The following is a 26327-nucleotide window of genomic DNA, read 5'->3' as shown; positions in this document are numbered from 1 at the left end:
GTGCTTCAGCGTATGCCGGAGGGCGCCAGTTTGGTGCTGACGGCAGCGCCAATCGCGGCGCCAACTTCGGCCTGGGTCTTCAGCGCATCGCTCAACGGCCGGTCATAGGACTCGGTCCAGAGCACGAAGCCATCGCTGGTGCGCACCAGCTGGGCGCTGATGCGCATCGTCTGACCCGACCGGCGCACGCTGCCCTCGATCACATGGCTGACGCCGAGCTGCTGGCCGACGGCGGCGGGGGCGATGTCCTTGCCCTTGAAGGCAAACACACTGGAGCGCGCGGCGATGCGCAGCTCGCTGTTCTTGCCCAAGAGGGCGATCAGCTGCTCGCTCATGCCATCGGCAAAAGGCTCCTGGTCCATCTTGTCGCTGAGGTCCAGAAAGGGCAGCACGGCGACGGTGCGGGGCGCGCTGGCCTGCGCCGCCGCGGCCGTGTCGTCGGCGCGCCAAGGCTGCAGCTGGAACAGTGTCAGCCCGGCCACCAGGGCCAGCAGGGCGGCTGACAGGATCAGGCCAATACTCGCGCGTCGCTTGTTTGGAGCTGCGGCGCTTGGCACCGCCTCAGCGGCAGCCATGGGTGTTGAAGCCGATGAGCTTGTGGCCGTAGCAGGGCCGAGGGCTGCGCCGCCGCTGAGGCCGGGCTCGGCGGCGGCAGGCAGCGTCTGAACCGCAGCAATCAGTCGGTAACCCAGGCGCGGCACGGTGGCGATATAGCGTGGCTGCTTGCTGTCATCGCCCAGCGCGCGGCGCAGCGCGGTGATGGCTTGGTAGACCGAATCCTGCGTGACCACGACGCCGGGCCAGACCTGCTCCAGCAATTCGTCCATGCCGATCGTCTCGCCGGCGCGGCCGGCCAGATAGACCAGCAGACGCAGGGGCCGGGCGTCGAGGCGCAGGCCTTCATCGTCAGTACGGCTGAGTTGACCGGTCGACGGGTCCAGCAGCCAGTCGCCAATCTGCAAAGCGTGTTCGGGAAGACAGTCCATCGATGCCCTAAGGGCGCACAAAGCCTCACCACGTGGCGCCCGCATTCAAAGGGCGTCGCGCGGCGGTGCGCGCAGGCGCTGGGAAGGTCCCGGCGCGGCGCAATTCTATGAGCGGGGCGGGCCCGCTCATGGGCCCGCTCATAGGCCCGCTCATGCCCGTGCAAATCGGGGCCAGCTGAATCTGAGTGAACGCGGTGCATGCTGCCAGGCCATCAGCGCAAAGCAGATCACCATCAGCGTCGGATATTCGCAGCCGTCCTCGTGGCCAGACGAGAACCAACCGTACTGCAAGTGGTGGACCGGAATGCCCACCAGATAGATGGCCGAGAACATCAGGCAGAGCGGAAAGACGAATCGCCCCAAGGCCAGGGGCACGGTGGCGAAGGCCTCGGCGTAAGTGACGAAGTAGCCGAAGAAGGCGCCGAAGGGCACGCCGTGCGCGTCCAGATAGCGGCCGAAGCTGGGCACCGAACCGCCGAGCAGCCGGGTCCAGCCATGTATCACGACCAGGCAGGCGAGGGTGATGCGCAGCACCATCATGATGCGTTGCTGACGTTGCGGGTCGAAGGTGGATGTGAAGGTGTTCATGAAATGGGCCAGGGTTGGTGAAGCCCTGCATGCTGCCGATGACGGCGCGGCAAGGCCTGAAAACACGCTGAAAGCTGGCCCTTGGGGTCTGAATCAGTCTGAAAAGCGCTGAAATCCCGGTGAAGTAGGGGAAATGGGCGCGCTATGGGGCAGTGCTTGCGCCACGGAGAGCGACTCCGGCCGCCGTCGAGCAGTTCGAGCGCCCCGTCTAAGGCAGGCTTGCAAGTGGGGTCAATGAGTGCGGGCCAGCGGCTGCCGCCTGTGGCCCGGGGTCACAAAATTGGGCGAAGCTCGAAGCTGAAGACTGGATCGTGGATTGGCTCGTTCAGGTTTCGCCTGTAGCGCTGCTTGCTGATCCATTCAAACTGTCCCCCCGCATGTTTCTGTGAGTGCACCTGATGAACAAAGGCTTTATCAAATGGATTGCCGCTTCCCTTGCCCTTGCACTGAGTGCCGCCGTGATTGGGCTTGGAACTCACGGCCAAAAAGCCAGCGAAGAGCCGGCAGTCAAGCCGCCAAGCGCCGCGGCGATTGGCCCATCCGATTTTGCTTCGGCCCCTAGGATCGAGTCGCGTAAAAACGCAGCGCCAAACGCTTTGCCGGCTAGCGCTTCGCCATCGAGCCATGAAGCGACAAAGGCTGACGGTCTGCTCAAGCGGGCGATGCGCTACGGCTACAGCCAGTTCATTGATGCCGCCATCGATTCGCAGGACCCGCAGAAATCATTTGAAGCCGCCAAGATCCTCGATGCGTGCAAATCTATCGATAGAAGGATTGCCAGATCTCGGAAGCATGCGAGCAGCCAAACAGGCCCAGGTCGGGACAACCGCGAACTCATCGCATCCCTGAAGGATGATGAAAATGTTCAGCGTCACTGCCAGACCCTCACCGCTGTTCAGCAGAGTCAGTATTTGAAGCTGTTGGAGACTGCCGCGGTCGGCGGCACCTTGGGCGCGGCATCCACGCATTACCACGAGGTGGCCGTGGTCCAGCGGCAGGACCCAAGCGCAATTCCCTGGCAGCTGGGTGCATTGACCAGAGATGCCAACCTCGGAGATATCACGGCCATCAAGGCACTGGGCTGCGACAAGATCGGTGCCGCCTTGTCAGAAAAACAGCGGCAGACCTATCGAGCGGCGCTGCGAATCGCCGCCACAGGCGGCAGGGCAGAAGAGCATGCCAGCATGTTGGCCGAGTTCTGCGGCGAGCATTCGGACTCGGTGGCAGCTGTAGACACGCGGGCGGTGCAGAAGCTGCTCACTGCCATTGAACGCGTCGGAACGGACTACCTGGAAAACCGGTGATCCCTCTTGTTCCTGGCGGGGTCAATTGCTGCTTGACGTGAAGTGCACTTGAGCTTTCATCATCCGTGACCTCGGCCCAGAAGGCCATCACAGAATGAAAGGACGCATTTCTATGGATCACGCCTATGTAGAGCACGCCAACGTGACCGTTCGCGATCTCGATGAGGTCAAGGACATGCTGCTCTGCGCCTTGCCTGGCTGGCGCGTGCGCGGCGAAGGCACTCTGGACTGGTTTGGCAATCGGACGATCCGCTGGCTGCACGTCGGGACCGAGCACTCCTACATCGCGCTACAGAGCGGCGGCGAAGGTGAAGCTGACAAGCACCCCGAATGGCGCAGCTCATCCCTCGGCACCAAGCACATCGGCATCGTCGTGCCGTCTTTGAACGAGACGCTGCAAAGACTTGCCGCTGCCGGCTACACCCCTGACCATTGGGGCGGCGCTCACCCCTTTCGGACGAGCGCTTACGTGCTGGCTCGGGAGGGGCTGCAGTTCGAGTTTGTTGAGTACGTTTCGTCAGAACTGAGTGAGCGGAATGACTATGCTCTGCAGTAGAAAACGGTGAGGCGGGGCGCAAGATTCTGTGGATCTACTGAAAGGCCTCAGCGCGGCGCTGGCGGACCGTGAGACGCTTGGCCTCAAGATCTATGTGCTTGCCAATGTTTCGCTGGTACTTCACAGAGAAGGCGCGGTGGATCAGTTCGATCTCATGATGCGCGCCAGCCGCGAGATCATCGAATGCTTCAGCGACATCGGTGAGGCCGATGATGCGATGAACGTCTGTAGTCGCATCAGATATCAAAGCGTATGACGCCTACTTCTAGTAAAACCAGATCTTCAAGCCACCTGGCTTAGCAAGAGTGCGCGGCAGTTTGGTGTCGTCGGAGGTGAGGTATGAAACGACCTCGCCGTTGGGCTGACCGAGTGCCGGGCAATTGGCTCTTGCCCATCTGCTGAAGTCTTGGGCGAATCTAGTTGACATTTGACATTTGTTCATAGGAAAATCCATGGAATTGTTCGCATCAATAGGAATAGGAGGTCATCCGTGTTGAAGCTTGTTTTTTCACCACGCGTCCAGAGACTGGCTGCCACGATTGCAAATGGGCAGTCTTTGATCGAATTGGCCAGTACTCCGAACTTCATCGCCGCCCTGCACCAAGCTACAGATGAGGGACGACCAGCGGTGGCTGGTGTTGGCGCCATGGTGCAAGCCCACTTGCAAGGGACCGACGGCCGGAGCGCGCGATCCCTTATCGGCATGGCCGTGCGTCAGATCATGGAACAAACAGGGTTTGAGCTAGAAAAGGAAGGGGTCAAACTGCGGGGCGACGAAGTTTTCTCTGCCGGATCACGTTACCGGCGCAAACCGACCATGCTGGCCCAGTCCGTTAGCGAATCTCTGCTAACTCGGATTCTTGCTGGCCTCAATGACTCAGAGCTGAAGCAGTTAATTGCGATGTCCAAAGCTCAACTTCAGCTTCGGGTTTGAGTCATGCTTTCTACATTTGTTTCTCGGTGCATCGATGCGTTGCCTAAGTTCAAGACCGACGTTGGCGCGAGCGTCTGGTCGACAGTCCAACTAATCGAGTTTGCTCATGGCACATACATCTGCAATTCGCCACCCGTTGGGTGTTCGTCCAATGCGGCTGTCGGGCGGGCACTTCGCAAAGATTCAAGTGTCGAACTCGTCGTGGCCGGCCAGCCCGTCCTCGATGCGAATGACCGCCCCACGCATGCGGCGAAATGGCGTTTTCGCAATCCCTAGCGGATACCGTCTTTAATGCAGCGCTTGATGGCAGCCTATCCCCGTCTGTTCCACCGTTCAGTAGCTGAAGCCCCGTCAGAGGTTCCAACTGGTTGGTGGAATTTGATACATGACTTGTGCGGTCAAATTGACAATCAATTGAATGACGATGCAGCAAAGGCCTTCCACATCGATCAGATCAAGGAGAAAGCCGGCGGTCTTCGGTTCTGTTTTGGTTTCGGCAGCACAAACGAAGTTGGCTTCGGCGCCTTAGAGTTACGCATTGGGCATCTTGTTGAGGCGACAAAGTCGCTAGCTTCCGTAACATGCCAAGTCTGCGGCAAACCAGGTCGGCTTGTCCAAGCGAAGCGAATTGCAACGGTGTGTCCTAAGTGTCAAGGCCCGGGTGGCTCTTAACTTCAAACGACGCCAAATTGCGGACCAGAACATGATCATCAGTGACGCAACACGTAGCAATCGGGGGCAGTTGAAGGCTGGCATAAACGCAGCCTCGAACTGAATACCTCACCGCCCCACCACCTGCAGCCCCTGCGCCCCCGCACTGAAAAGCACCTTGCCGGCCTGCACGTTGTCCACGAAATCGAGCTTGAGTTGGTACTTGCCCTTGGGTGGCTTGAGCCAGGCTTCGGTTTCGCCGCCGGTGAAGTTCAGGACCTCGGCCTTGGCTCCGCCGCTCTCGGGCGCAATGCTCAGGCGGAAGTGGCCGGTGCTGGGTTCTTGCAAAGCCTGGTGCGAGACGTTCAGCTTGGACGCGTGGAACAGCACTTGCACGGGGCTGCCCTCGCGCGCTTCGTTCTTGTTGTCGCCGCTGCCCACCACGCGCAGGCTGATGCCGGGCTGGCTCAGGGTTTCGGGCTTGACGTTCTCATTGAATTTGGTAACCGTGATTTTCAGCGGTTTGCTGTACACGAAATTGGGCACATGGCGGTGGTCGGCCAGGACCAGGCGCAAGGTGTAGTCGCCCGGCTGCAGCTTCAGCACGGTTTCCATCTGGCCTTTGCCGAAGTGGACGTACTGCTCGTTGAAGGGCAGGGGCTGGTTGAAGTCCAGCGGCAGGTCGCGGTTGATCAGGAGGTGGTGGTGGCCGGTCTTGCCCTGCGCCTTGGTGATGGGTGCAATGCCCATGCCGGTGAGGCCGAAGGTCACGAGAAACGGCGTCTCGATCTTGGCGCCATCTTGCAAATTGGTGAAGTGGGTCTGCTGCGCCAGGCGCGGCGCCGAGGCCAGCCAGGGATGGAGCGTTTGGCCCGGCGTTTGTGCAGCGGCAGGAGCCAATGAGCCCCCCATCAGCAGCAGGCAAGCGAGCCCGCATGAAGCCAAGAGCGAGGCGGTGATGCGGGGCTTCTGGGAGTTCGTCGTCATCGTCTTCGTCATGATCTTCTTCTGGTGGGTCTGCACGAGCGGACTGTTTTTTAGCTACGGCCGCTTCGTGGCGTGGTGGGTGCGGAGGCTGGCGGGGGACTGCTAAGGCTTTCTAAGTACTGCTTGGAACTGCTGCTGGATGCTGGGGTAAGAGCAAGCGCTTAAGCCTTTTTGAGAAACTCGGACTTCAGCATCAGGCTCACCCCATCAATCTTGCAATCGACATCGTGGTCGCCGTCGACCAAGCGAATGCCCTTGGCCTTGCTGCCTTTTTTCAGGGTGATGGAGGAGCCTTTGACCTTGAGGTCCTTGATCAGGATGACGCTGTCGCCATCGGCCAGGGGTTGGCCGTTGGCGTCGCGCACCACCTTGGTACCTTCGCCCTGTTCCTCAGTGGCAGCGTTTTCGGCCGCCCACTCGTAGCCGCAGTCGGGGCAAATGAACTGCCCACCGTCGGTGTAGGTGTTTTCGAGGGTGCACTGGGGACAGGCGGGAGGCGTGGACATGATTGAGAGTCTCGGAGTCGTGCGAATGGCGCAACACTGTAACCGAGTGCTTCAGCGGTGCGGCCTGGGCCATGGCTTCCAGCACGGGTGCGGCGGGCAAGCCATACTGTCGCCGGCCCAATCGGGCCACGACCGAATTGCAAGCACATTCACTGCCTCAACGGGAAAATTGCCATGACGACGATGACCAAGAAACTGACCCTGGCGCTGGCCGCCTGTGCGGCCCTGATGAGTGCCCTGCCGGCCCAGGCCGATGAGGCTTTGAAGGCCGCCATCGCCAGCCCCCATCGCACACCGGCCAATGTGGTCCGAGACGGCGCCCGCCACCCTTACGAGACCCTGAGCTTCTTCGGCATCAAGCCGGGCCAGACCGTGGTCGAGCTCTCGCCCGGCGGCGGCTGGTACACGGAAATCCTGGCGCCCTATCTGCGCGACAAGGGCCAGCTGATCCTGGCCGGCGATGACCCGGCCTCCGAGCAGGCTTACTTCCAGCGCAGCGCCGCCCGCATGAAGGCCAAGCTGGAAGCGCTGCCGGCCGTCTATGACAAGGTGCAGGTCAGCGTGTTCGCGCCCGGCGCCGGCAAGTTCGACTACGCCAAGCCGGCCTCGGCCGACCTGGTGCTGACCTTCCGCAATGTGCACAACTGGATCTCGGCCGGCGAGGGCAAGGCTCAGGCCGTGTTCAACAGCGCCTTCGCCGCGCTCAAGCCCGGCGGCGTGTTCGGCGTGGTCGAGCACCGCCGCCCGGTCGCCCAGGAGCAGGACGCCAAGGCTTCGAGCGGCTATGTGCACCAGGCCTATGTGATCAAGCTGGCCGAGAACGCTGGCTTCAAGCTGGCCGCCAGCTCCGAAGTCAACGCCAACCCCAAGGACACGGCCGACCATGAAGGCGGCGTTTGGTCCCTGCCGCCGACCTTCGGCCTCAAGGACAAGGATCGCGCCCGTTTCGAGGCCATCGGCGAGAGCGACCGCATGACGCTCAAGTTCGTCAAGCCCTGAGGCTTGCCACGGTGAGCGCCCCGCCGGCCACGCCCATGTTTGAGCGCATCGCTTTCATCGGCGCCGGCCGCCTGGCGCGCACCCTGGCGCCGGCCTGGGCTGCGGCCGGGCAGCGCGTGGTGGCCGTGGCCAGCCGCCAGCACAGCGCCGCGCAAGACCTGACCCTGCAGCTGCCGGGCTGCCAGGCGCTGTCGCCCGAGGCGGCCGTGTCCGCGGCCGATCTGGTGCTGCTGACGGTCAGCGACGACGCCATCGCGACACTGGCCTCAGCGCTGCCCTGGCGTGTCGGCCAAGCGGTGGCCCATTGCAGCGGGGCCACCGAACTGTCGGCTTTGGCGCCGGCCGAGCGAGCGGGCGCGGCCGTCGGCGGCTTTCACCCGCTGCAGATTTTTTCCGACCCTGCCCGTGCAGCGCGCCTGCTGGCCGGCAGCACGGTGTGCATCGAGGCGATGGACGCGGGCCTGAGCGAACGTCTGCACGGGCTGGCCGCGGCCCTGGGGATGACGCCCATGCATTTGCGCCCGGGTACGCGGGCGGCCTACCACGCGGCCGCCAATCTGGCCGCCAGCAGCCTGCTGGCCGTGCTGGCCGAGGCGCAGCAGGTCTGGGCGGCCATCGGCCTGCCGGCGGAAGCCGCCTTGCCGGCGCTGCTGCCGCTGGCGCGCGGCACGCTGGATGCGGCCGAGGCGCGCGGCCTGGCTGGCGCCTTGTCGGGCCCGGTGGCGCGTGGCGATGCCGGCGTGCTGCGTGCGCACCTGCAGGCCCTGGATGGCCTGGGCGCCGCGCACGGCCACTTCTACCGCGAGCTGCTGAGCCGCCAGATCGAACTGGCCGCGCAAGCCGGGCGCCAACCCGAGGCGCTGCTGGCCGAGCTGCGCCGCTTGCTGGCCGACTGATTCTGCACAGCGGCGGCGCGCCGGCAAATTCAGGCCCGGCGGCGCTCGGGCCCATGCCTAGAATCCGGCATGCGTTTGGATGTCCCGACCCTGTTTGCCGTGGTGACGCTGGTGGCCCTGCTGATGGCGGGCTGGATCTGCTTCATGGCCTGGGGCAAGCCGGCGCGTGATGCGCTCTGGGCCTGGGGCTTGGCCTTGTTGGCCTATGCCGGCAGCCATGTCTTGTTTGCCATGCTGGGCCCGCAGCCGTTGGCCAGCCTGGTGATCGGCGGCAATGTGGCCTACAGCGTGGCCCTGTCCCTGATGCTGCTGGCCTTGCGCCGTTTTGATGGGCTCGATACCCAGGCGGGGCCGCCGCTGCTGGTGCAGCTGCAGTTGTTCGCGCCGGTGCTGGCCATCGTGCTGCTCTACCTGCTGCTGATGGACCAGTACGCGGCCCGTGTGGTCGCCGGCTCGCTGACCTTTTCCTTGCAGATCGTTTTTATCTTGCGATCGCTGCTCGACCGGCGCATGCCGCGCCACGGTCGCGGCCGCTACATCCTGCTGACGGCTTTCTTTGCCCTTCTGGCTTCTCTGCTGCTGCGCTCACTGGCGGCCGCCATGGGCTGGATGGCCAGCAACGACGATGATGCCGGCCGGCTTTGGCTGACCATGGTTTTTGTGGTGGCCTTGTGTGCGGTCATCAGCATCTCGCTCGGCTTTGTCTACATGACCATGGAGCGCGCTGAGTTGCGCAATTTCGAGTTGGCCATGAAGGACATGCTGACCGGTTTGTCCAACCGCCGCGCCATCAGCGATCAGCTGCACATGGCCGTCTCGCGGGCGCAGCGCCAGGGTCAGTACTTGAGCGTGCTGATGCTGGACATTGACCACTTCAAGCGCGTCAACGACGGCTATGGCCACCAAGCCGGTGACGCGGTGCTGCGCGGCGTCGCCCACACCTTGCTGAGCCGCCTGCGCGCTCAGGACCAGATCGGCCGCTTCGGTGGCGAAGAGTTCTTGCTCATGCTGCCCGACACCAGCCTCGAGGGTGCCGCCACTCTGGCCGAGGCGCTGCGGCAGGCGGTCGAGGCCACGCCCACGCAATGGGGCGCCCACCGCATTTCGGTGACCATCAGCATCGGCGTGGCCGGCGGGGTCATCACCGGTGCAGTGACGGTCGACGGCCTCGTGGCGGCGGCCGACTCGGCCATGTACCGCGCCAAGCAGAGCGGCCGCAACCGCTGCGAAGTGGCGCCGCCCTTGCTGGCGCCGAACTGATGGACGCCCGGCCATGCTGACCGTCTACGGCCTCAATGGCCGCATTTTCAGCGGCTCGCTCGAAGGCTTGCGCGAGCTGGGGCCGGTGCAGGCGGTGGCGCGCTTGCGCGCGGTCGAGCCAGTGCGGCGCGACGCCGGCGCCGCTGCCGAAGCGGGCGTGCTGCTGGGTGGTCCGGTGCCGGGCGAGCCTGGCGGCCTGCTGGCCACGCCCGAGCCGCGCCAGCAGGCGGCGCTGGCGGCTTATTCGCAAACCCAGGCACAGCTCGGCGCCGGCGCTTCGACGCGCCAGGCCCTGAGCCTGACCGCGCAATTGATGAGCCGGCAGCTGATCACGGTGCCGGTGTCGGCCACGGTGGCCCAGGGCCTCGACATCCTGGCGCGGGCGCGCATTGGCCAGGCGCCGGTGCTGAACCGCCAACAGCGCCTGGTCGGGCTCTTGCTGCGCGCCGACCTGCTGCCCATCCCCAGCGCCTTGCAGGATGGCGCGGCCTGGGCGGGTTGGTTCGAGCGGCCGGTCGGCGACGTGATGTGGACGCCGGTGCCTGCGGCCCGGCCCGACACGCCGCTGCGCGAAGTGGCGCAAGCCTTGCTGGACCTGCGCCTGCCCGGCCTGCCGGTCATGAATGACGCCGGCGAACTGCTGGGCTTCATCTCGCGCAGCGACATCCTGCGCGCCGTGACCCGGGAGCCGCCCTTGGATCTGTGGGGTTGAGGCCGATGGAGCCGCGAGCAACTCCACTTTTTTCGGCATCTTTGCGCCTGCGCCCGTGGCTTGAGGGTGGAAATCTGGCCGAGGCGTGCCTCAAACGCTACTATTTCCGACCGCGCTGCCGATAAGGTGATGTGCGCACGCCGCCCCAGGGTGGTTTTCAAGGGTCTAGGGAGTCGCTGCATGGCAGTTGTTGGATCGGGGGCCGAGACCTCCACGCATCAACAGACGGGATATCACGGCACGGAACACCCGGCCGTGGTGCTGCAGAAAGTGGTGCAGGAGCTGCCCGATGCTTGCGAGCGTCTGGCTTACGTGCGCCAGATGACCGAGCAGGCCGCCACTACGGTGCTGGGTCTGGTCGATGCCGCTCAGGAGGACGCCGAGCAGGTGCGCCGCCAGGGCCACGATCTGTCCGAATCCCTGGCCCGCATGGCCGCCTCTCCCGATATGAGCGTCGAGCGCGCCCGCGCCATGCTCAAGCTCTGCGCCGCCTACGCCGCCACCGCCGCCGGCTTTGCCGACCGGGAAAAGTCCCTGCACACCGAAATCATGATGGCCCAGGGCTTCCAGGACTTGTCCGGCCAGGTCATCAACAAGGTGATCGGCATGCTGGAGCGCACCGAGAAGCCGCTCGAGCATTTGCTGGCCGATTTCGACCCGCCCAAGAGCGAGGGCGAAGCCCCGGCCGGCCAGGTGCTGGAAGGCGTGCAGACGCCGGACAAGGCGCTGCAGCAGGACGATGTGGACGACCTGCTGGCCTCACTGGGCTTCTGATCGTTTCAATACAGCTCAGTGCCAGCTCAAGGGATTGAGCTTGTAATAGCTGCTCAGCTGGCCGTACAGCTCGGGGTGGGCGCTGGCCAGTTCACCGGGCCGCTCGAAAAACAGCTCGCTGGTGACAGCAAAGAACTCCGCCGGGTCGGTGGCGCCGTAGGCGTCGATCAGGCCAGCTTCGCCCCAGGCCAGGCGCTGGCGCAGGGCATCAAACTCGTTTTGCATGACGGTGGACCAGCGCCGATACGCAGCCTTGCTGGGCAGTGCCGGCGCGCCATTGGCATAGCCCTTGGCCTGATCGAGCTGGTGGGCGAATTCATGGATGACGACATTGCGGCCGTCGTCCGGGTCCATGGCGCCGGCCAGCACATCCTGCCAGGAGAGCAAGACCTGACCCTGCACCCAGCTCTCGCCGGCCAGGGCGCGGCGCTGCTCCATCTGCACTTCGGCCAGGCCGGGCGCCTGGTGCAGGCGGTCGACCATGAAGGCGCCCGGGTAGAGCAGCACCTGCTTGAGCTGCGGGTAATAGCCGCGGCGCGCGCCCAGCAGGGGCAGGCAGGCCTGGGCGGCGATGGTCACGCGCATCTCGTCCGTCACCTCGAGGCCGGCGCAACCGATGATGGGTTTCTCGGCCAGGAACACCTGCATCTCCTGCTTGAGGCGCAGCTGCAGATCGGCCGGCAGGCGCTGAAGCAAGGGCAGGCGCCGGCGCAGGATGCGGCGCCAGGCCTGCGGAAACACCTGGGCGCGCAAGGCGGCCCGGCGGCGCCGCTGCTGCCAGGGTGCGGCGATCAGCCACAGCATCAGGCCCAGGGCCGCAGCAAGCGTGAGGAGCAGGGGCAGGTGGGGCAGCAGGGCAGAGGTCATGGCGGGCACGGTGGGTGTCCAGTGCACATGGGCCTGCCGCGGCAATAAACAAGAGGCGACCGGTGCTGGGGGCTTGTCCTCGATTACGCTTGGCCCCATGCCGAACCGCCCCACCCCCGCCGCGCCCCGCGAGCTCCACCCCGTCCAGGTGATCGCCGGCGGCATTTGCGGTCTGGTGCTGACGGTCGGCCTGGCGCGTTTCGCCTACACGCCCTTGCTGCCTCTGATGCAGGCCCAAGCCGGACTCAGCGATGCGGCGGCCGGTTGGCTGGCGGCCATCAACTACCTCGGCTATATGAGTGGGGCCTTGTTGGCGGCGCGCCTGGAGGACGCACGTCTGCGCCACCGGCTCTACAGCGCCGGCCTGTGCCTGAGCCTGCTGATCACCCTGGCCATGGGCATGGCGCCCAATATCTGGCTCTGGGCCCTGTCGCGCTATCTGGGCGGCTTGTGCGGTGCGGCCGGCATGCTGCTGGGTTCGGGCCTGGTGCTGGGCTGGCTGATGCGCCAGGGGCGGCGGCCGGAGCTGGGCCTGCATTTCATGGGCCTGGGCCTGGGTATCGTGGTCTCGGCCCTGGGCGTCATGGGCATGAGCCGCCTGAACCTCAGCTGGGCCTTGCAGTGGCAGGGCTTTGCCTTTGCCGGCCTGCTCTTTCTGCTGCCGGCCTGGGCTTGGCGGCCGTCGGTGGCACCGGCCGCTGCGGCCAGCGTCGTGCCGGCCGTGCTGCCTTCGCGGGCCTGGCTTTGGATGATGGGCCTGATGTACTTTTGCGCTGGCTGGGGCTTTGTCATCAACGCCACGTTCACCGTGGCCATCGTCGAGCGCCAGCCCTTGCTGAGCGGGCAGGGGCCCTGGGCCTGGCTGCTGGTGGGCCTGGCGGCGGTGCCGGCGGTGTTCGCCTGGGACCGCGTGGCGCGGCGCTTCGGCGAGCTCAAGGCCTTGCTGCTGGCCTTCGGCCTGCAGGTCATCGGTGTGCTGCTGCCGGCCTTGCATGGTGGCTTGGCCGCGGCCCTGGGCGGCGCGCTGCTCTACGGCGCCACCTTCATCGGCATCGTCAGCCTGACCCTGGCCCTGGTCGGCCGGCGCTCGCCCGCCAACCCGGGCAAGGCCATGGCCCGCTTGACCCTGGGTTATGGCCTGGCCCAGGTCGGCGCGCCGGCGCTCAGCGGTGTTTGGGTGCAGGCCAGCGGCTCCTTCCATGGCGCGCTGTGGCTGACGGCTGCGGTGCTGATGCTGGGTATGGGGCTGCTCTTGCGGCTGATCTGGCTGGAGCGGAGGCTGTGATTTCATCCAGTATCATGCGCGCGCCAACCATGTAAGCAGGAGGCCGCCATGAGCGCCGCGAAAGAAGAACTGATCCGCCGTTTCTGGGCCACCGCCAATGCCGGCGACTGGCCCGCCTTCGAAGCCTTGCTGAGCCCGGATATGGTCTATCTGGTGCCGCAAACGCGCGAGCGAATTCGCGGCCGCCAGCACTTCGTCGAGTTCTTCCGCACCTGGCCCGAGGCCTGGCGGGCCGAGGTCACGCGCTGCATCGTCGATGCGCAGCGCGCCGTCACGGTGATCGACTTCCTGACCGAGCGTGGCCGCGAAACCGGCATTTCCTTTTTCGAGTTGCAGGGGGGCTTGATCACCGAAGTCTGCGACTTCTGGCCCAGCGACTACGAGCCACCGCAACGCGTCGTTGCCTCGGTGGAACGCTACTGAGGCGGGCACACCATCGCTGTTTCCGCGCACTTGTGTGCATGAGTTGGCGATTCATGGCTGCTGTTTGTGGCGCCGATGCCGTCTGTAAGCTTCTGTTTGCAATGGTTTGCAATACTGGCCGCGAACCGTTGATCCACGGCGATGCGCAGACATCGACCCGAGCCGCAGCCTAGGCTGTGAGCCAGGCTTGACGGCGGGAGTGGAGGGCGAGTGTGTGATGTTCGCGCGCTCAGACCGTCTTGAAAGGGCAGTCATGGCTTTGACGTCTACCCACACTTCGTCTCCCGCACGAGCTGCCAGCGAGCCGGAGCCAGCTCCTTCGGCGTACTGGAAGATGGCCATGCCGGGCCTGTTCGGCCTCGGCTTGCTGGCGCTGGTGCTCGGTCTGTCGCAGCCCGCTCAAGCCCAGGAATTTGATTTCAAGGGCTTCGGCACCCTGGCTGTGGGCGCCGTGCAAAGCGGCTCGCGGCAAACCCAGCTGATGGGGCGCTTTGACTGCCCTTGCGCGATCGCCGATTACGGCCATGGCGCCCTTTACAGCAAGTCCTGGAGCGCCGCGCCCGAGTCCAAGCTTGGCTTGCAAAGCACCTGGAAGATTGCCCCGCAATGGTCGGCCACCGGCCAGGTGGTCGTGCGCGATGTTGATGGCCTGAAGGCCGGCCTGGAATGGGCCTATCTGAGCTACTCACCCAATAGCAGCTGGACCTTGCAGGCCGGGCGCAAGCGCCTGCCCCTGTTCTATTACTCGGACTTCCAGGATGTCGGCTATGCCTACAACTGGATCCGCCCGCCGCAAGATGTCTATGGCTGGGAGGCGATCAATTTCAATGGCTTCACAGCCGCTTACAACACGCAGATGGGTGATTGGTCGCTGCGCGGCAGCGCGTTCGCCGGCCGCGAGGCGACCAAGGACAACGACGCCGCCAAGATCTACTACGACAGCCGCCAGGACATCACCTGGAAGGGCATCATCGGCGCCGACCTGGAGCTGGCCAATGACTGGCTGACCCTGCGCTTCAACCTGATCAAGAACAAGGTCGACCAGTGGGACCACAGCAGCGGCACGCGCGAGCAGGTGACCCGCGCTCAGTCCCAGTTGATCTATGGTGTGGCCGCCAATATCGACTGGCAGGACTGGCTGCTGCGCTCGGAGTACAGCATTTTTGACCGCTCCGATTTCGCCTACAAAGCAAACGGTGTAGCTCTGGCTGTGGGCTACCGCATTGGCAAGTTCACGCCCATGTTGACCGTGGGTCGCTACCGCGAAACCAACCGCTGGGCGCCTGACACCGTGCAGCGCGATGACACCCTGAGCCTGTCGCTGCGTTACGAATTGGGCCGTGCCACGGCGCTCAAGCTGCAGTGGGACCGCTTCAAGGACAAGTCGGGCCCAGCGCTCGATTTCGTCGGCAACTCCAAGCTGCTCACACTCTCGCTCGACACCGTGTTCTGAGCCTGCCCCGATTCACTTCGCCGGAGAACAACCATGACAAACACCGTCCTGACACGCACCGCCACACGCACCATCGCCGGCCTGCTTTTGAGCTTCAGCCTGGCGAGCGCCTGGGCCGAGATGGTCATCATCGTCAACCCCAAGAACCCGGTCGCCAATATGAGCGCCGAGCAGGTCAGCGCGCTGTTCCTGGGCAAGTCCAGCGTCATGCCTTCGGGCGCGACCGCCGCACCGGTGGATCAGCAGGAGGCCGGGCCGCTGTACGAGGAGTTCTATGCCAAGGTGGCCGGCAAATCGAGCTCCCAGGTCAAGGCCGCCTGGTCGCGCCTGACCTTCTCTGGCAAGGGCACACCGCCACGCGCCATGACCAGTTCAGTCGAAATCCGCAAGTTCGTGGCGAGCAATGTCGACGCCATCGGCTACATCGAGAAATCGGCCGTGGACGCCAGCGTCAAGGTGGTGTTGTCCGTCAACTGAGCTGAGGCCGCAGCCCGCGCCGGTTCAGGCCGGGTCGGTCTTGCCTGTGGCGTCCTCGCCCTCGTCTGCGCGGGCTTCTGAATCCAGCTCCAGTTCGGGCTCCGACAGGATGTCGCTGCCCGCATCCTCGCCCTGTGCCGCGGCTGCCAGTGCCGCGTCGCGTTCGGCCCGTGTGGCCGGGCCCTTGACCCGTTTCTTGCGTTCGGCTGCCTTGGCCTGGCGTGCAGCCTCGCGCTCGGCCGCCACGGCCGACCAGGCGAGAAACTCTTCCGGTGTTTCCAGTGAGATGGCGCCCAGCACCTTCTGCCGGAATTCGTACATCAGCACCTCGGCCGCCTTCTGCAGATTGACCCGGCCGCCGCTCAGCATGGCGCCGCGCTTGCGGCCGATCTCGGTCAGCAGCTCTTCGTCGTTCAGGCCCGCTACCTCACCGAGCTTGTAGCGCGCCTTCAGCATGTCCAGATAGGCCGGGTGGCGACGCAGATAGTCGAGCAGCTCCAGTGCCACCTCGGCTTCGTCAAAAGCATTGCGGCCGATGGCGCCACTGGCGGCCAGGTTGTAGCCACTCTCTTCGATGGCGATCTTGGGCCAGAGCATGCCGGGCGTGTCGAAGAGGTAGAAGTCCTCGGCCAGCACGATCTTCTGCTCGATCTTGGTGATGCCGGGCTCGTCGCCGGTCTTGGCGCTGCGCTTGGAGACGAGGGTGTTGATCAGGGTGGACTTGCCGACATTGGGAATGCCGCAGATCAGCACCCGCACCGGCTTGACCATGCCGCCGCGCAGGGGGGCCAGTTCGCGGCAAGCCTTGATCAAGGCCTGGGCAGGCGCCTTGTTGCCGGCGTCCAGGCCAATGGCGCGGGTGTCGGGCAGGCTGTTGTAGTGGGCCAGCCAGAGCGCGGTGCGCGCCGGGTCGGCCAGGTCTTGCTTGTTGAGCAGCTTGAGCGTGGGCTTGCCGGCGGTCAGCTGGGCCAGCAGAGGGTTGGCGCTGGAGCCGGGCAGGCGTGCATCCAGCAACTCGATCACGACATCGAGCCCCGCCTTCATGCGATCGTTGATCGCATTGCGGGTGGAATTCATGTGCCCGGGGAACCAGTTGATGGCCATGCTTGTCTTGTGCTCGCGATCGTGAAGGGCTTGCGCCGAAGCGGCTATTGTCGCCCGCCAGCTCTCTTTGCTGGCTCTGGGTGCCGCCGGGCCGCACGTGAGCGGCGTTCGGCAACGCACCGACGCCCGCGCCGCCGCCGCCAAGACTGGGCGTGCTTGCGGCAGATCTCAGGCCGCGCTCACCTCAGCTCTGGAGCACTGCCATGAAGACTTCGACCCCAACCGAATTCGCGCCGGGCCGCGCCTCGGAAGTCCGGCGCGCCCTCAAGCCTTTGCCGCCCAAAGGCCGCAATCTGGCGCAGCAGCAAGCCGACTTCACTGCCGAAGGCTCGCCGCCGCCATCTTCGCCTCAGCCAGCCTCGCCCGCGCCACCACCGCCAACGCGCTCTTGATGCCGCAAACGTGTCGGCCAGGCCTCAGGGTGATGGTGGCGCCGCCTCGGCTGCGCTGAGCTCCCGCAGGCAGGCCAGGCACAGACAGCTGCTGTACTGCGCCGCCAAGCGCTCGCGCAGGGCCGGGCTCAAGCGCAGCTCGAAGCAATCGCAGTGCGCGTCCTGCGCTCCGCAGCGGAAGCCGCCGCCGCAGCGCGGGCAAGAGTCGTCGAGCTGGGGCGCTTGTGCCGACGCGGTGGAGGCGTTCATGCGAACAGCCCGGCATGCTGCTGGCGCAGCAGATTCTTTTGCACCTTGCCCATGGCATTGCGCGGCAGCTCGGGCGCCAGCAGGATCTGCTTGGGGACCTTGAAGCCAGCGATGCGGGCCTTGAGTGTGGCCGTGAGGGCCGCAGGCTCCAGGCTTGTTCCGGCTTTGGCGATCAGCACCGCCACCACGGCTTCGCCGAAGTCGGGGTGGGGCACGCCGATCACGGCCGACTCGGCCACGCCGGGCAGCTCGTTGAGAAAGCCTTCGATCTCGGCCGGGTAGACATTGAAGCCGCCACTGATGACCAGATCTTTGCTGCGACCGACGATCTTCACATAACCGTTTTCGTCCACGCATCCGACATCGCCAGTCTTGAACCAGCCGTCGGCCGTGAACTCCTCGCGTGTCTTCTCGGGCATGCGCCAGTAGCCGCCGAAGACATTGGGGCCGCGCACCTCGATCTGGCCGATTTCGCCGGTGGCGCAGTCACCGCCCTCGGCCGTGCGCATACGCAGGCTCACGCCGGGCAGGGCCGGCCCGACCGTGCCGCCGATGCGCGCGCCGTCTGCTGCGCGGCAGGGGTTGGACGTGAGCATCAGGGTCTCGCTCATGCCGTAGCGTTCCAGGATGGTGTGGCCGCTGCGGGCCTGCCAATCGCGGAAGGTCTCGATCAGCAGTGGCGCCGAGCCGCTGATGAAAAGCCGCATGCTGCGGCAAGCCTCCAGGTTCAGGCCAGGCTCAGCCAGCAGGCGCACATAGAGCGTGGGCACGCCCATGAAGACCGTTGCCTCGGGCAGGCGGCGCAGCACGGCGCGTGGCTCGAACTTGCTGAACCAAAGCATGGTGCTGCCATTGAGCAGCGCGCCATGCGAGGCGACGAAGAGGCCATGGACATGGAAGATGGGCAGGGCGTGGATCAGCACATCGTCGGGCTGCCAGTCCCAGAGGTCTTTCAGGGTCAGCGCATTGCTGAGCAGATTGCCGTGGCTGAGCATGGCGCCCTTGCTGCGCCCGGTGGTGCCGCTGGTGTAGAGGATGGCCGCCAGGTCTTCGCCGCGGCGCGCGGCGGGCTGGTGCTGGTCGGACATGGCGGCCGCGCGGTCCAGCAAGCTGCCGCTGCGGTCTTCGTTGAGGGTGAAGACGTTTTGCACGCCGGCCATGAAGGCCAGCTTGCTGGCCCAGCCGAAGTTTTTGCCGGCGCAGACCAGCACGGCGGGCTCGGCGTCCTTGATGAAGTAGTCCAGCTCGGCGGCCTGGTAGGCCGGGTTCAGCGGCAGGTAGACGAAGCCGGCGCGCAGCACGGCCAGGTAGAGCATCAGCGCTTCCACGCTTTTCTCGCAGTGGGCGGCGATGCGGCTGCCCTCAGGCAGGTCCAGGCTTTGAAGCAGGTTCGCCAACATGGCGGTGCCACGATCTAGATCGCGCCAGCTGTAGCGCAGGCCTTCGCCATCGGCGCATTCGATGGCACAGGCGTCCAGGTCGGAGGGGAAGGCGGCGCGCAAGGCGCAGAAGAGATTGGCAGAAGCACTCATGCCGGGATTGTCGATCAGCGCCAGTCTGCCGTCCGCGCCCCTCTGCACGGGCTGAATTCAGCCCAAGTGAAAATTACCATCGACGCTGCGGCGCAGCAGTTTTTCAGCTGCTCAGGCTCGGCAGCACCAGCCAGCGACCCAGGCGCATGCGCAAAGCGCTGAAATCCAGAGGCTTGGTCAGATGCTCGTCCATGCCTGCGGCCAGGCTGGCGGCGATATCGCTTTCCAAGGCATGGGCGGTCAGCGCCAGGATGGGGAAGTGCGGCAAGCTGCCGCTCGACTGCAGCAGGCGCAGGCGGCGCGTGCACTCCAGGCCGTCCATGCCAGGCATCTGGATGTCCATCAGCACCAGGTCCGGCGTGGCCTGATGGCAGGCGCTCAGGGCTTCCTGGCCATTGCTGGCCAGCAGGGATTCAACGCCCATCAGGGCCAAGAATTCCAGGGCGACGACCTGATTGATGTGGTTGTCCTCGACCAGCAGGACCAGGGGGCGCCGGTTCAGTTCGGCCGGCTCAGAGCCGGCCGGCCCCGCGGCCAGGCCCGGCGCAGGCGGTGGGCCCGGTTCCTGCGCGACCAGGCGCAACCAGTTGGCCCGGATGGCGCGCTCGAAACCCTGTGTGTTCATTTCCCGCCCTCAACACTCTGCAAACATCAGCACTGCTGGGCCGACGGTGACCTTTGCCGATCACTCAGAGCCCTCCCTCGCGCAATCGATTCCTTGTGCGCCTGCGCTCGCCAATCCCCGGGAAATTTCCGACTCCAAACGGTTTCTTGTGCGCTGGGCGACATTGTTGCTTGTGCGCAAGGCCAACGCAACGCGCGAGGGTGTCGCGTCGACCTGGGGTTTCCCCGGGTGCGCATTCGGGGGGCTTGACCTGCGCAGGCAAATTCACAACGGCCTCGGGCGAGAGACCTGCTGACACCATTGGGTAGGCGCGCTCCCTAGAATGCCTGCTCCCAGCGCAGCAGCAGGCACTCTCCATGTCCGAAGGCACCATCCGCATCCGCGGCGCCCGTCAACACAATCTCAAGAACATCGACCTGGATCTGCACACGGGCGAGCTGACCGTGGTCACCGGCCCCAGCGGCTCGGGCAAGTCCAGTCTGGTGTTCGACACCCTGTATGCCGAAGGCCAGCGACGCTATGTCGAAACCTTCTCGGCCTATGCCCGCCAGTTCCTGGATCGCATGGACCGCCCGGCGGTGGACAAGGTCGAGGGCGTGCCGCCGGCGATTGCCATCGACCAGACCAACCCGGTGCGCACCAGCCGCTCCACGGTCGGCACCATGACCGAGCTGAACGACCACCTTAAGCTCTTGTTCGCCCGCTCGGCCCAGCTCTTCGACAAGAAGACCGCCCAGGCGGTGCGTCACGACACGGCGCAGACCATTTATCTGGAACTGCTGGAACGCACCAAGGAGCAAGACCCACGCATCGTGCTGACCTTCCCGGTCGAGCTGCCGGCCACAACCAGCAGCGAGGAAGTGACCCAGTGGCTGTCGGCCAGCGGCTTCACGCGCGTGCAAGCCGAGCGTGAAGTGGCCACGCCGACCGGCCCGCGCAAGCTGCTGGATGTGGTGGCGGATCGCTTCCGTCTGCAGGGCGCCGACAAGCAGCGGGCCATGGAGGCGATCGAGCTCTGTCTGAAGCGCGGCAGTGGCCGATTGAATGTTTACGTTTTGCCCGCAACTCCTGGCCCCTCGCCTGCGGGTACGCAGGCGGTCCCCCAAGGGGACGCGGCCGTTCTTGGGAGCGGCCCGGCGAACGGCCAGGACGGTGACGCCGTCCTGTGGCGTTACTCCACCGGCCTGCATTGCCCCGACAGCGATCTGCGCTACCAGGAGCCACAGCCGCCGCTGTTCTCCTTCAACTCCGCCATGGGCGCGTGCGAGACCTGCCGCGGCTTCGGCCGCGTCATCGGCGTGGACCTGGGTCTGGTGATCCCGGATGAGAAGAAGACGCTGCGCAACGGCGCGATCAAGACGCTCTCCACACCGGCCTGGAAGGACAGCCAGGACGACCTGCTCAAGTACGCCGGCGACGCCGGCATTCCGCGCGATACGCCCTGGAGCCAGCTTTCGCAGGCGCAGCGCGACTGGGTGATCCACGGCTCGCCGAACTGGACCGGCAACTGGAACAAGCAGTGGTACGGGGTTATGCGCTTCTTCGAGTACCTGGAGAGCAAGGCCTACAAGATGCACATCCGGGTGCTGCTGTCCAAGTACCGCAGCTACACCACCTGCGGCACCTGCGATGGCGCGCGGCTCAAGACCGAGGCCCTGCTCTGGCGCGTCGGCTCCAAGGAGCTGGCCGATTCGCTGCTGCCCCCGGCTCAGCGCCTGATGCCCAAGGGCGTGGACTGGAATCGCGCCCAGCTGGAAGCCCTGCCGGGCCTGGCCCTGCATGATTTGATGCAGCTGCCCATTCACCGCCTGCGCAGCTTTCTGGACCAGCTGCAGCTGCCCAGCAGCCTGCTCGACGATGCGCTGAAGCTGCTGCTGGAGGAGATCCGCAACCGGCTCAAATACCTCTGCGATGTCGGCATTGGTTACCTGACCCTGGACCGCCAGAGCCGCACGCTCAGCGGCGGCGAGGTGCAGCGCATCAACCTGACCACGGCCCTGGGCACTTCGCTGGTGAACACGCTGTTTGTGCTGGACGAGCCCAGCATCGGCCTGCATCCGCGCGATATGAATCGCATCGTCCAGGCCATGCACCGCCTGCGCGATGCCGGCAACACCCTGGTGGTGGTGGAGCATGACCCGGCCGTGATGCTGGCGGCCGACCGGCTCATCGATATGGGCCCCGGCCCGGGCGAGAAGGGCGGGCAGATCGTGTTCGACGGCACGCCTGAGTCCATCCGCGCGGCCGACACCTTGACCGGCGCCTACCTCGGCTCGCGCAAATTCGTCGGCATGGGCCTGAAGCGTCCGGTCGAGGCCAGCACGCCCAAGCTGATTCTGGAGGGTGTGCGTGAGCACAATCTTCGTAACGTGAGCGTCGAGTTCCCGCTGCAGCGCATGGTGGTGGTGACCGGCGTGTCGGGCTCGGGCAAGAGCACGCTGATGCAGGACGTGCTGTACCCGGCCCTGGCCCGCCACTTCGGCCAGGCCACCGAGACGCCGGGCCAGCATGATCGCCTGCTCGGCGCCGACTGGCTGTCCGATGCCGTCTTTGTGGATCAATCGCCGATCGGCAAGACCGCGCGCTCCAACCCGGCCTCGTATGTCGGCGCCTTTGACGAGCTGCGCAAGCTGTTTGCCGCCACATCGCTCGCGGCCGAGCGAAGCTACACGGCCGGCATGTTCAGCTTCAACGCCGGCGACGGCCGCTGCCCGACCTGCGGAGGCTCGGGTTTTGAACATGTGGAGATGCAGTTCCTGTCCGACGTGTACCTGCGCTGCCCGGACTGCGACGGCCGCCGCTACCGCGCCGAGATGCTCGATGTGAAGCTGCAACGCGCCGAGCGCGAGATGAGCGTGGCCGACGTGCTGGAGTTGACGGTCAGCGAAGCGGTGCGCCTGTTCAAGGACGACCGCGAGGTGCTGGCCAAGCTGCAGCCCATCATCGATGTGGGCCTGGAGTATGTGAAGCTGGGTCAGCCTGTGCCCACGCTCTCCGGCGGCGAAGCGCAGCGGCTCAAGCTGGCCGGCTTCCTGGCCGAGGCGGCGAGCAAGCCACGCCAGGCTGTGGCCAAGAAGGGCACGCTCTTCATGTTCGACGAGCCCACCACCGGCCTGCACTTCGACGACATCGCCAAGCTGATGCGCGCGCTGCGCAAGCTGCTGGCCATCGGCCATTCGCTGATCCTGATCGAGCACAACCTCGATGTGATCCGTGCGGCCGACTGGCTGATCGACCTTGGACCCGAGGGTGGCGAGGGCGGCGGCGAGCTGGTCTGCGTCGGGACGCCCGAGGAGGTCAAGGAGCACCCGACCTCGCACACCGCTCTGGCCCTGCGCGAGTACTCGGCGCAGATGGACCGCCCCGCCATGAAGGTGGAAGAAGGCCGGCCACTGCAAAGCCTGATCCGCGCGCGCCGCCAGTCGGCGAACCTGGACAACAACATCCAGATCGTCAACGCCAAGGAACACAACCTCAAGTCGGTCAACGTCAACATCCCGCGCGGCAAGTTCAATGTGATCACCGGCGTCTCGGGTTCGGGCAAGTCGACCCTGGCGTTTGACATCCTGTTCAACGAGGGCCAGCGCCGTTATCTCGAATCGCTCAATGCCTACGCCCGCTCCATCGTGCAGCCGGCCGGCCGGCCCGAGGTCGATGCGGTCTGGGGCATTCCGCCCACGGTGGCCATTGAGCAGCGCCTGAGCCGCGGCGGCCGCAAGAGCACCGTGGCCACCACCACCGAGGTCTGGCATTTCCTGCGCCTGCTCTATGTGAAGCTGGGCGTGCAGCACTGCGTGCACGACGGCACGCCGGTGCGGCCGCAGAGCGTCGAGTCCATCGCCGCCCAGCTGCTGCGCGATCACAAGGGCCAGCATGTCGGTCTGCTGGCGCCCCTGGTGGTCAACCGCAAGGGCCTCTACACCGACCTGGCCAAATGGGCCAAAACGCGCGGCTACACCCATCTGCGCGTGGACGGCGAGTTCACGCCCACCGCGCCCTGGCCGCGCCTGGATCGTTTCAAGGAGCACACGCTGGAGCTGCCGGTCGGCGACCTGGTCATCAGCGTGGACAAGGAGGCCGAGCTGCGCGAGCTGCTGGCCAAGGCCCTGGATTTCGGCAAGGGCGTGCTGCACCTGCTGACCCCGCTGGATGGGCTGCACGAAGCTATCGCTTCCGGCCGCTCGACCGTGGGTCTGGGCACGGTCAAGGTCTTCAGCACCAAGCGCGCCTGCCCGACCTGCGGCACGAGTTATGGCGAGCTCGATCCCCGCATGTTCAGCTACAACAGCAAGCATGGCTGGTGCAACAGCTGCGTGGGGACAGGTCTTGCATTGACGCGCGAACAGCGCAAGGCGCTGGATGATTCTGTTCAAGACGACAAGGGCGGCCGCGAGCAGAGCTTTGCCGGCCAGGAGGTGGACATTGAAGGCTTGGCCGACCAGCCCTGTGGCGATTGCCATGGCTCGCGCCTGAATCCTTCGGCTCGCGCCGTGACCTTTGAGTCGCAGGCCATCAGCACGGTCGCGTCCTGGAGCGTCAAGCAGGCCCGCGCCTGGGTCGACAGCCTGGAGTTACTCGGCCGCGACGCCGAGATCGCCCGCGATGTGGTCAGCGAAATCCAGGGCCGCCTTGAGTTCCTGGAAGAGGTGGGCCTGGGCTATCTGACCCTGGACCGCGCCGCGCCCACGCTCTCGGGCGGCGAGGCGCAGCGCATCCGCCTGGCGGCGCAGTTGGGCTCGAACCTGCAAGGCGTTTGCTATGTGCTGGACGAGCCCACCATCGGCCTGCATCCGCGCGACAACCAGATCCTGCTCAAGGCCCTGGGCCGGCTCAGCGATCTGGGCAACACCTTGGTGGTGGTGGAGCATGACGAAGACACGATTCGCCGCGCCGACCACATCATCGACATCGGCCCCGGTGCCGGCAAACGCGGCGGCCATGTGGTGGCTCAAGGGTCGGCGGCCGATCTGGCCTTGCAGACCGATTCGGTCACCGGCCGCTTCCTGGCGCATCCCTTGATCCACCCGCTGCAAGCGCGGCGCGAGATGCTGGATGACGCCCCGCGCCTGCGCGTGCTCGATGCCACCTTGCACAATCTGCAGAAAGTGAACATCGATGTGCCCCTGCACCGCCTGGTGGCGGTGACCGGTGTGTCGGGTTCGGGCAAGTCCACGCTGGCGCGGGATGTGCTGCTGGCCAATATGGCCGTGGCCGTGCCCCTGCGAAAGGCGCCGGCCCACTGGATCGGTTGCGGCGGCATCGAGGGCCACGAGAAGGTGGACCGCGTGCTGGAAGTGGACCAAACCCCGATCGGCAAAACCCCGCGCAGCTGCCCGGCCACCTACATCGGTTTCTGGGACGCCATCCGCAAGCTCTTTGCCGAGACGTTGGAGAGCAAGGCGCGTGGCTATGCGCCGAACCGCTTCAGCTTCAACACCGGCGAGGGCCGCTGCCCCGGCTGCGAAGGCCAGGGCATGCGCACCATCGAGATGAGCTTCCTGCCCGATGTGAAGGTGCTGTGCGACCAATGCCATGGCCAGCGCTTCAACCCGGAGACCTTGGGCGTCAGCTGGCGCGGCAAGAGCATTGGCGATGTGCTGGCCATGGAGGTGGACGAGGCGGTGGAGTTCTTCGCCGCCATGCCGGCCATCGGCCACCCGCTCAAGCTCTTGCAGGATGTGGGCCTGGGTTATCTGACCCTGGGCCAGCCTTCACCGACCCTGTCGGGCGGTGAGGCTCAGCGCATCAAGCTGGTGTCCGAGCTGGTCAAGGTGCGCGACGAGGTCGGCCGCCGCGGCCAGAAGGCGCCGCACACGCTCTATGTGCTGGACGAGCCGACCGTGGGTCTGCACATGGCCGATGTCGAGCGCCTGATCCGCGTGCTGCACCGGCTTGTGGCCGGCGGCCACTCGGTGGTGGTCATCGAGCACGATCTGGACGTGATCGCCGAAGCCGACTGGGTCATCGACCTGGGCCCCGACGGAGGCACAGCCGGCGGCGAGGTGGTGGTGGCCGGCACGCCGGAGCAGGTGGTGGCCAAGGGTTCGCACACGGGCGAGGCCTTGCGGCCGGTCTTGAGCCGGAGCCCGATCTGATGCTTGCGCTGCGGCAAGGCTCGAGGGGTCGAGCGAATGCCGCTGCGCTTCTGCTCCTGATCGCGACCTTGGCCTTGCCGGCGCCCCGGGCGCTGGCGCAGTCGATATCGTCTGCGCAGCCCTTCGTCTTCGCTGGCCTGAGCCTGGAAACCACACGGGCCCAGCTCCGGCAGCGCTACCCGCAGGACTACTCCAGCGGCAACACCCTCGACATCGCCCCCGAGCGGGCGCAGGACCATATCCATCAGATCGAGATCGCCACACCGGACGGCAGCGGGCGCGGGCGCTTGTTGCTGAGCTTCGAGCGTCGGGCGCTGGTGTCCGCCGATGGCCGAGTGCTGCGGGCCGCTGGCTATCCACGCTGTGCTGAGATCGAGAAGCGGCTGAAAGCGCTGTTCGGCGCGCCGACACGCAGCGATGAGTTCATCGAAGGCGATACCGATGGCTATATGAACCGCATCCTCATTTGGGAGCGCCTTCTGCCGCAGCAGGCGCCGGACCAGCAAGTGGAGCAGCTGAACCTGCAGTGCGGGCGCAGCAAGGGCGAAAAACACTTCTGGGCTCTCTCTATCGGAGTGGCTCGGAGCGTGCGCTGAATGGTTTGATGGCCAGCTGCAGTTGAAGCGCGTGTTCTAGGTTCGGCTCGTCACAGAGAAGCTGAAGCCCTTCTGG

The 26327-nt window shown here is 65.4% G+C and carries 25 protein-coding genes; 16 read left to right on the top strand and 9 right to left on the bottom strand.

The annotated features are described in order from the left end of the window. Positions 1 to 5: 5 nt before the first annotated feature. Both LNV28_RS01900 and LNV28_RS01895 read right to left on the bottom strand, forming a co-directional pair. Entirely contained in the window at positions 6 to 986 is a 981-nt protein-coding gene (locus tag LNV28_RS01900) for a winged helix-turn-helix domain-containing protein (protein WP_263516770.1), read from the bottom strand. Between the two features lie 150 nt (positions 987 to 1136). Then, positions 1137 to 1574 (bottom strand): DoxX family protein, encoded by a 438-nt coding sequence (locus LNV28_RS01895; RefSeq protein ID WP_263516771.1) that lies wholly within the window; start codon positions 1572 to 1574, stop codon positions 1137 to 1139. A gap of 398 nt (positions 1575 to 1972) precedes the next feature. Between LNV28_RS01895 and LNV28_RS01890 the strand changes: the two genes are divergently transcribed. From LNV28_RS01890 to LNV28_RS01875, 4 genes are all read left to right on the top strand, one after another. Next, a complete protein-coding gene (locus LNV28_RS01890) occupies positions 1973 to 2878 on the top strand; it encodes a hypothetical protein (protein WP_263516772.1) in 906 nt (301 codons plus the stop codon). A gap of 112 nt (positions 2879 to 2990) precedes the next feature. Further along, complete coding sequence (locus tag LNV28_RS01885) at positions 2991 to 3434, top strand: VOC family protein (protein WP_263516773.1); 444 nt, start codon at positions 2991 to 2993, stop codon at positions 3432 to 3434. A gap of 28 nt (positions 3435 to 3462) precedes the next feature. Then, positions 3463 to 3690, top strand: coding sequence for a hypothetical protein (locus tag LNV28_RS01880; RefSeq protein WP_263516774.1), 228 nt, complete (start codon positions 3463 to 3465; stop codon positions 3688 to 3690). Positions 3691 to 3924: 234 nt separating this feature from the next. Then, positions 3925 to 4368 carry a hypothetical protein gene (locus LNV28_RS01875; protein ID WP_263516775.1) on the top strand — a complete coding sequence of 148 codons (444 nt, stop codon included), beginning with the start codon at positions 3925 to 3927 and terminating at the stop codon, positions 4366 to 4368. 780 nt (positions 4369 to 5148) lie between these two features. Here LNV28_RS01875 and LNV28_RS01870 read toward each other — a convergent pair. Then, positions 5149 to 6006 carry a DUF4399 domain-containing protein gene (locus LNV28_RS01870; protein WP_263568707.1) on the bottom strand — a complete coding sequence of 286 codons (858 nt, stop codon included), beginning with the start codon at positions 6004 to 6006 and terminating at the stop codon, positions 5149 to 5151. Between the two features lie 161 nt (positions 6007 to 6167). Then, positions 6168 to 6512 carry a zinc ribbon domain-containing protein YjdM gene (locus LNV28_RS01865; protein ID WP_263516777.1) on the bottom strand — a complete coding sequence of 115 codons (345 nt, stop codon included), beginning with the start codon at positions 6510 to 6512 and terminating at the stop codon, positions 6168 to 6170. A gap of 183 nt (positions 6513 to 6695) precedes the next feature. Between LNV28_RS01865 and LNV28_RS01860 the strand changes: the two genes are divergently transcribed. The 5 genes from LNV28_RS01860 to LNV28_RS01840 all read left to right on the top strand — a co-directional run bounded on the left by LNV28_RS01860 (position 6696) and on the right by LNV28_RS01840 (position 11153). Beyond that, a complete protein-coding gene (locus tag LNV28_RS01860) occupies positions 6696 to 7511 on the top strand; it encodes a class I SAM-dependent methyltransferase (protein ID WP_263517154.1) in 816 nt (271 codons plus the stop codon). An 11-nt stretch (positions 7512 to 7522) separates the two neighbouring features. Beyond that, positions 7523 to 8407, top strand: coding sequence for a Rossmann-like and DUF2520 domain-containing protein (locus LNV28_RS01855; RefSeq protein WP_263516778.1), 885 nt, complete (start codon positions 7523 to 7525; stop codon positions 8405 to 8407). 69 nt (positions 8408 to 8476) lie between these two features. Further along, the gene (locus LNV28_RS01850) at positions 8477 to 9667 is read left to right on the top strand and encodes a GGDEF domain-containing protein (protein ID WP_263516779.1); all 1191 of its coding nucleotides are present in this window, start codon (positions 8477 to 8479) and stop codon (positions 9665 to 9667) included. Between the two features lie 13 nt (positions 9668 to 9680). Then, positions 9681 to 10379 carry a CBS domain-containing protein gene (locus LNV28_RS01845; RefSeq protein ID WP_263516780.1) on the top strand — a complete coding sequence of 233 codons (699 nt, stop codon included), beginning with the start codon at positions 9681 to 9683 and terminating at the stop codon, positions 10377 to 10379. Positions 10380 to 10559: 180 nt separating this feature from the next. Further along, entirely contained in the window at positions 10560 to 11153 is a 594-nt protein-coding gene (locus LNV28_RS01840) for a protein phosphatase CheZ (protein ID WP_263516781.1), read from the top strand. 15 nt (positions 11154 to 11168) lie between these two features. Here LNV28_RS01840 and LNV28_RS01835 read toward each other — a convergent pair whose 3' ends face one another. After that, positions 11169 to 12020: a M90 family metallopeptidase gene (locus LNV28_RS01835; protein ID WP_263516782.1), complete on the bottom strand. Its 852-nt coding sequence runs from the start codon at positions 12018 to 12020 to the stop codon at positions 11169 to 11171. A 97-nt stretch (positions 12021 to 12117) separates the two neighbouring features. Here LNV28_RS01835 and LNV28_RS01830 point away from each other — a divergent pair, with 97 nt between their 5' ends. The 4 genes from LNV28_RS01830 to LNV28_RS01815 all read left to right on the top strand — a co-directional run bounded on the left by LNV28_RS01830 (position 12118) and on the right by LNV28_RS01815 (position 15658). Then, on the top strand, positions 12118 to 13305 hold the full coding sequence (locus tag LNV28_RS01830) for a YbfB/YjiJ family MFS transporter (RefSeq protein WP_263516783.1): 1188 nt from the start codon (positions 12118 to 12120) through the stop codon (positions 13303 to 13305). A 48-nt stretch (positions 13306 to 13353) separates the two neighbouring features. Next, the gene (locus LNV28_RS01825) at positions 13354 to 13728 is read left to right on the top strand and encodes a nuclear transport factor 2 family protein (RefSeq protein ID WP_263516784.1); all 375 of its coding nucleotides are present in this window, start codon (positions 13354 to 13356) and stop codon (positions 13726 to 13728) included. 253 nt (positions 13729 to 13981) lie between these two features. Next, the gene (locus LNV28_RS01820; RefSeq protein ID WP_263516785.1) at positions 13982 to 15181 is read left to right on the top strand and encodes a porin; all 1200 of its coding nucleotides are present in this window, start codon (positions 13982 to 13984) and stop codon (positions 15179 to 15181) included. Positions 15182 to 15214: 33 nt separating this feature from the next. Beyond that, positions 15215 to 15658, top strand: coding sequence for a type 2 periplasmic-binding domain-containing protein (locus LNV28_RS01815; protein WP_263516786.1), 444 nt, complete (start codon positions 15215 to 15217; stop codon positions 15656 to 15658). A gap of 24 nt (positions 15659 to 15682) precedes the next feature. On the opposite strand, the gene ylqF is transcribed toward LNV28_RS01815, so the two are convergent. Continuing rightward, positions 15683 to 16762 (bottom strand): ribosome biogenesis GTPase YlqF, encoded by a 1080-nt coding sequence (gene ylqF, locus LNV28_RS01810; RefSeq protein WP_263516787.1) that lies wholly within the window; start codon positions 16760 to 16762, stop codon positions 15683 to 15685. A 203-nt stretch (positions 16763 to 16965) separates the two neighbouring features. Here ylqF and LNV28_RS01805 point away from each other — a divergent pair, with 203 nt between their 5' ends. Beyond that, positions 16966 to 17154, top strand: coding sequence for a hypothetical protein (locus LNV28_RS01805; RefSeq protein WP_263516788.1), 189 nt, complete (start codon positions 16966 to 16968; stop codon positions 17152 to 17154). A 24-nt stretch (positions 17155 to 17178) separates the two neighbouring features. Here the strand turns inward: LNV28_RS01805 and LNV28_RS01800 are convergent, their stop codons facing one another. The 3 genes from LNV28_RS01800 to LNV28_RS01790 form a co-directional block, all read right to left on the bottom strand. After that, positions 17179 to 17403 carry a cysteine-rich CWC family protein gene (locus tag LNV28_RS01800; RefSeq protein WP_263516789.1) on the bottom strand — a complete coding sequence of 75 codons (225 nt, stop codon included), beginning with the start codon at positions 17401 to 17403 and terminating at the stop codon, positions 17179 to 17181. After that, complete coding sequence (locus tag LNV28_RS01795; RefSeq protein WP_263516790.1) at positions 17400 to 18935, bottom strand: malonate--CoA ligase; 1536 nt, start codon at positions 18933 to 18935, stop codon at positions 17400 to 17402. Before LNV28_RS01795 ends, LNV28_RS01800 begins: the two co-directional genes overlap by 4 nt. Positions 18936 to 19038: 103 nt before the next feature. Further along, positions 19039 to 19560: a response regulator gene (locus tag LNV28_RS01790; protein WP_263516791.1), complete on the bottom strand. Its 522-nt coding sequence runs from the start codon at positions 19558 to 19560 to the stop codon at positions 19039 to 19041. Between the two features lie 356 nt (positions 19561 to 19916). Here LNV28_RS01790 and uvrA point away from each other — a divergent pair, with 356 nt between their 5' ends. Continuing rightward, complete coding sequence (gene uvrA, locus LNV28_RS01785) at positions 19917 to 25655, top strand: excinuclease ABC subunit UvrA (protein WP_263516792.1); 5739 nt, start codon at positions 19917 to 19919, stop codon at positions 25653 to 25655. A gap of 68 nt (positions 25656 to 25723) precedes the next feature. Further along, complete coding sequence (locus tag LNV28_RS01780) at positions 25724 to 26251, top strand: hypothetical protein (protein WP_263516793.1); 528 nt, start codon at positions 25724 to 25726, stop codon at positions 26249 to 26251. Positions 26252 to 26327 lie beyond the last annotated feature (76 nt).

It is taken from the genome of Paucibacter sp. DJ2R-2, assembly GCF_025717675.1.
GTDB lineage: Bacteria > Pseudomonadota > Gammaproteobacteria > Burkholderiales > Burkholderiaceae_C > Paucibacter_A.
The sequence above is the reverse complement of the archived record's forward strand: the minus strand, read 5'-3'. Positions and strand labels throughout refer to the sequence as shown.

Excerpts from the sequence above, each read along its gene's own strand:
- LNV28_RS01900 (WP_263516770.1), bottom strand. The coding sequence starts at position 986 with ATGGACTGTCTTCCCGAACACGCTTTGCAGATTGGCGACTGGCTGCTG.
- LNV28_RS01895 (WP_263516771.1), bottom strand. The coding sequence starts at position 1,574 with ATGAACACCTTCACATCCACCTTCGACCCGCAACGTCAGCAACGCATC.
- LNV28_RS01890 (WP_263516772.1), top strand. The coding sequence starts at position 1,973 with ATGAACAAAGGCTTTATCAAATGGATTGCCGCTTCCCTTGCCCTTGCA.
- LNV28_RS01885 (WP_263516773.1), top strand. The coding sequence starts at position 2,991 with ATGGATCACGCCTATGTAGAGCACGCCAACGTGACCGTTCGCGATCTC.
- LNV28_RS01870 (WP_263568707.1), bottom strand. The coding sequence starts at position 6,006 with ATGACGACGAACTCCCAGAAGCCCCGCATCACCGCCTCGCTCTTGGCT.
- LNV28_RS01865 (WP_263516777.1), bottom strand. The coding sequence starts at position 6,512 with ATGTCCACGCCTCCCGCCTGTCCCCAGTGCACCCTCGAAAACACCTAC.
- LNV28_RS01860 (WP_263517154.1), top strand. The coding sequence starts at position 6,696 with ATGACCAAGAAACTGACCCTGGCGCTGGCCGCCTGTGCGGCCCTGATG.
- LNV28_RS01850 (WP_263516779.1), top strand. The coding sequence starts at position 8,477 with ATGCGTTTGGATGTCCCGACCCTGTTTGCCGTGGTGACGCTGGTGGCC.
- LNV28_RS01845 (WP_263516780.1), top strand. The coding sequence starts at position 9,681 with ATGCTGACCGTCTACGGCCTCAATGGCCGCATTTTCAGCGGCTCGCTC.
- LNV28_RS01840 (WP_263516781.1), top strand. The coding sequence starts at position 10,560 with ATGGCAGTTGTTGGATCGGGGGCCGAGACCTCCACGCATCAACAGACG.
- LNV28_RS01835 (WP_263516782.1), bottom strand. The coding sequence starts at position 12,020 with ATGACCTCTGCCCTGCTGCCCCACCTGCCCCTGCTCCTCACGCTTGCT.
- LNV28_RS01830 (WP_263516783.1), top strand. The coding sequence starts at position 12,118 with ATGCCGAACCGCCCCACCCCCGCCGCGCCCCGCGAGCTCCACCCCGTC.
- LNV28_RS01825 (WP_263516784.1), top strand. The coding sequence starts at position 13,354 with ATGAGCGCCGCGAAAGAAGAACTGATCCGCCGTTTCTGGGCCACCGCC.
- LNV28_RS01820 (WP_263516785.1), top strand. The coding sequence starts at position 13,982 with ATGGCTTTGACGTCTACCCACACTTCGTCTCCCGCACGAGCTGCCAGC.
- LNV28_RS01815 (WP_263516786.1), top strand. The coding sequence starts at position 15,215 with ATGACAAACACCGTCCTGACACGCACCGCCACACGCACCATCGCCGGC.
- ylqF (WP_263516787.1), bottom strand. The coding sequence starts at position 16,762 with ATGGCCATCAACTGGTTCCCCGGGCACATGAATTCCACCCGCAATGCG.
- LNV28_RS01805 (WP_263516788.1), top strand. The coding sequence starts at position 16,966 with ATGAAGACTTCGACCCCAACCGAATTCGCGCCGGGCCGCGCCTCGGAA.
- LNV28_RS01800 (WP_263516789.1), bottom strand. The coding sequence starts at position 17,403 with ATGAACGCCTCCACCGCGTCGGCACAAGCGCCCCAGCTCGACGACTCT.
- LNV28_RS01795 (WP_263516790.1), bottom strand. The coding sequence starts at position 18,935 with ATGAGTGCTTCTGCCAATCTCTTCTGCGCCTTGCGCGCCGCCTTCCCC.
- LNV28_RS01790 (WP_263516791.1), bottom strand. The coding sequence starts at position 19,560 with ATGAACACACAGGGTTTCGAGCGCGCCATCCGGGCCAACTGGTTGCGC.
- uvrA (WP_263516792.1), top strand. The coding sequence starts at position 19,917 with ATGTCCGAAGGCACCATCCGCATCCGCGGCGCCCGTCAACACAATCTC.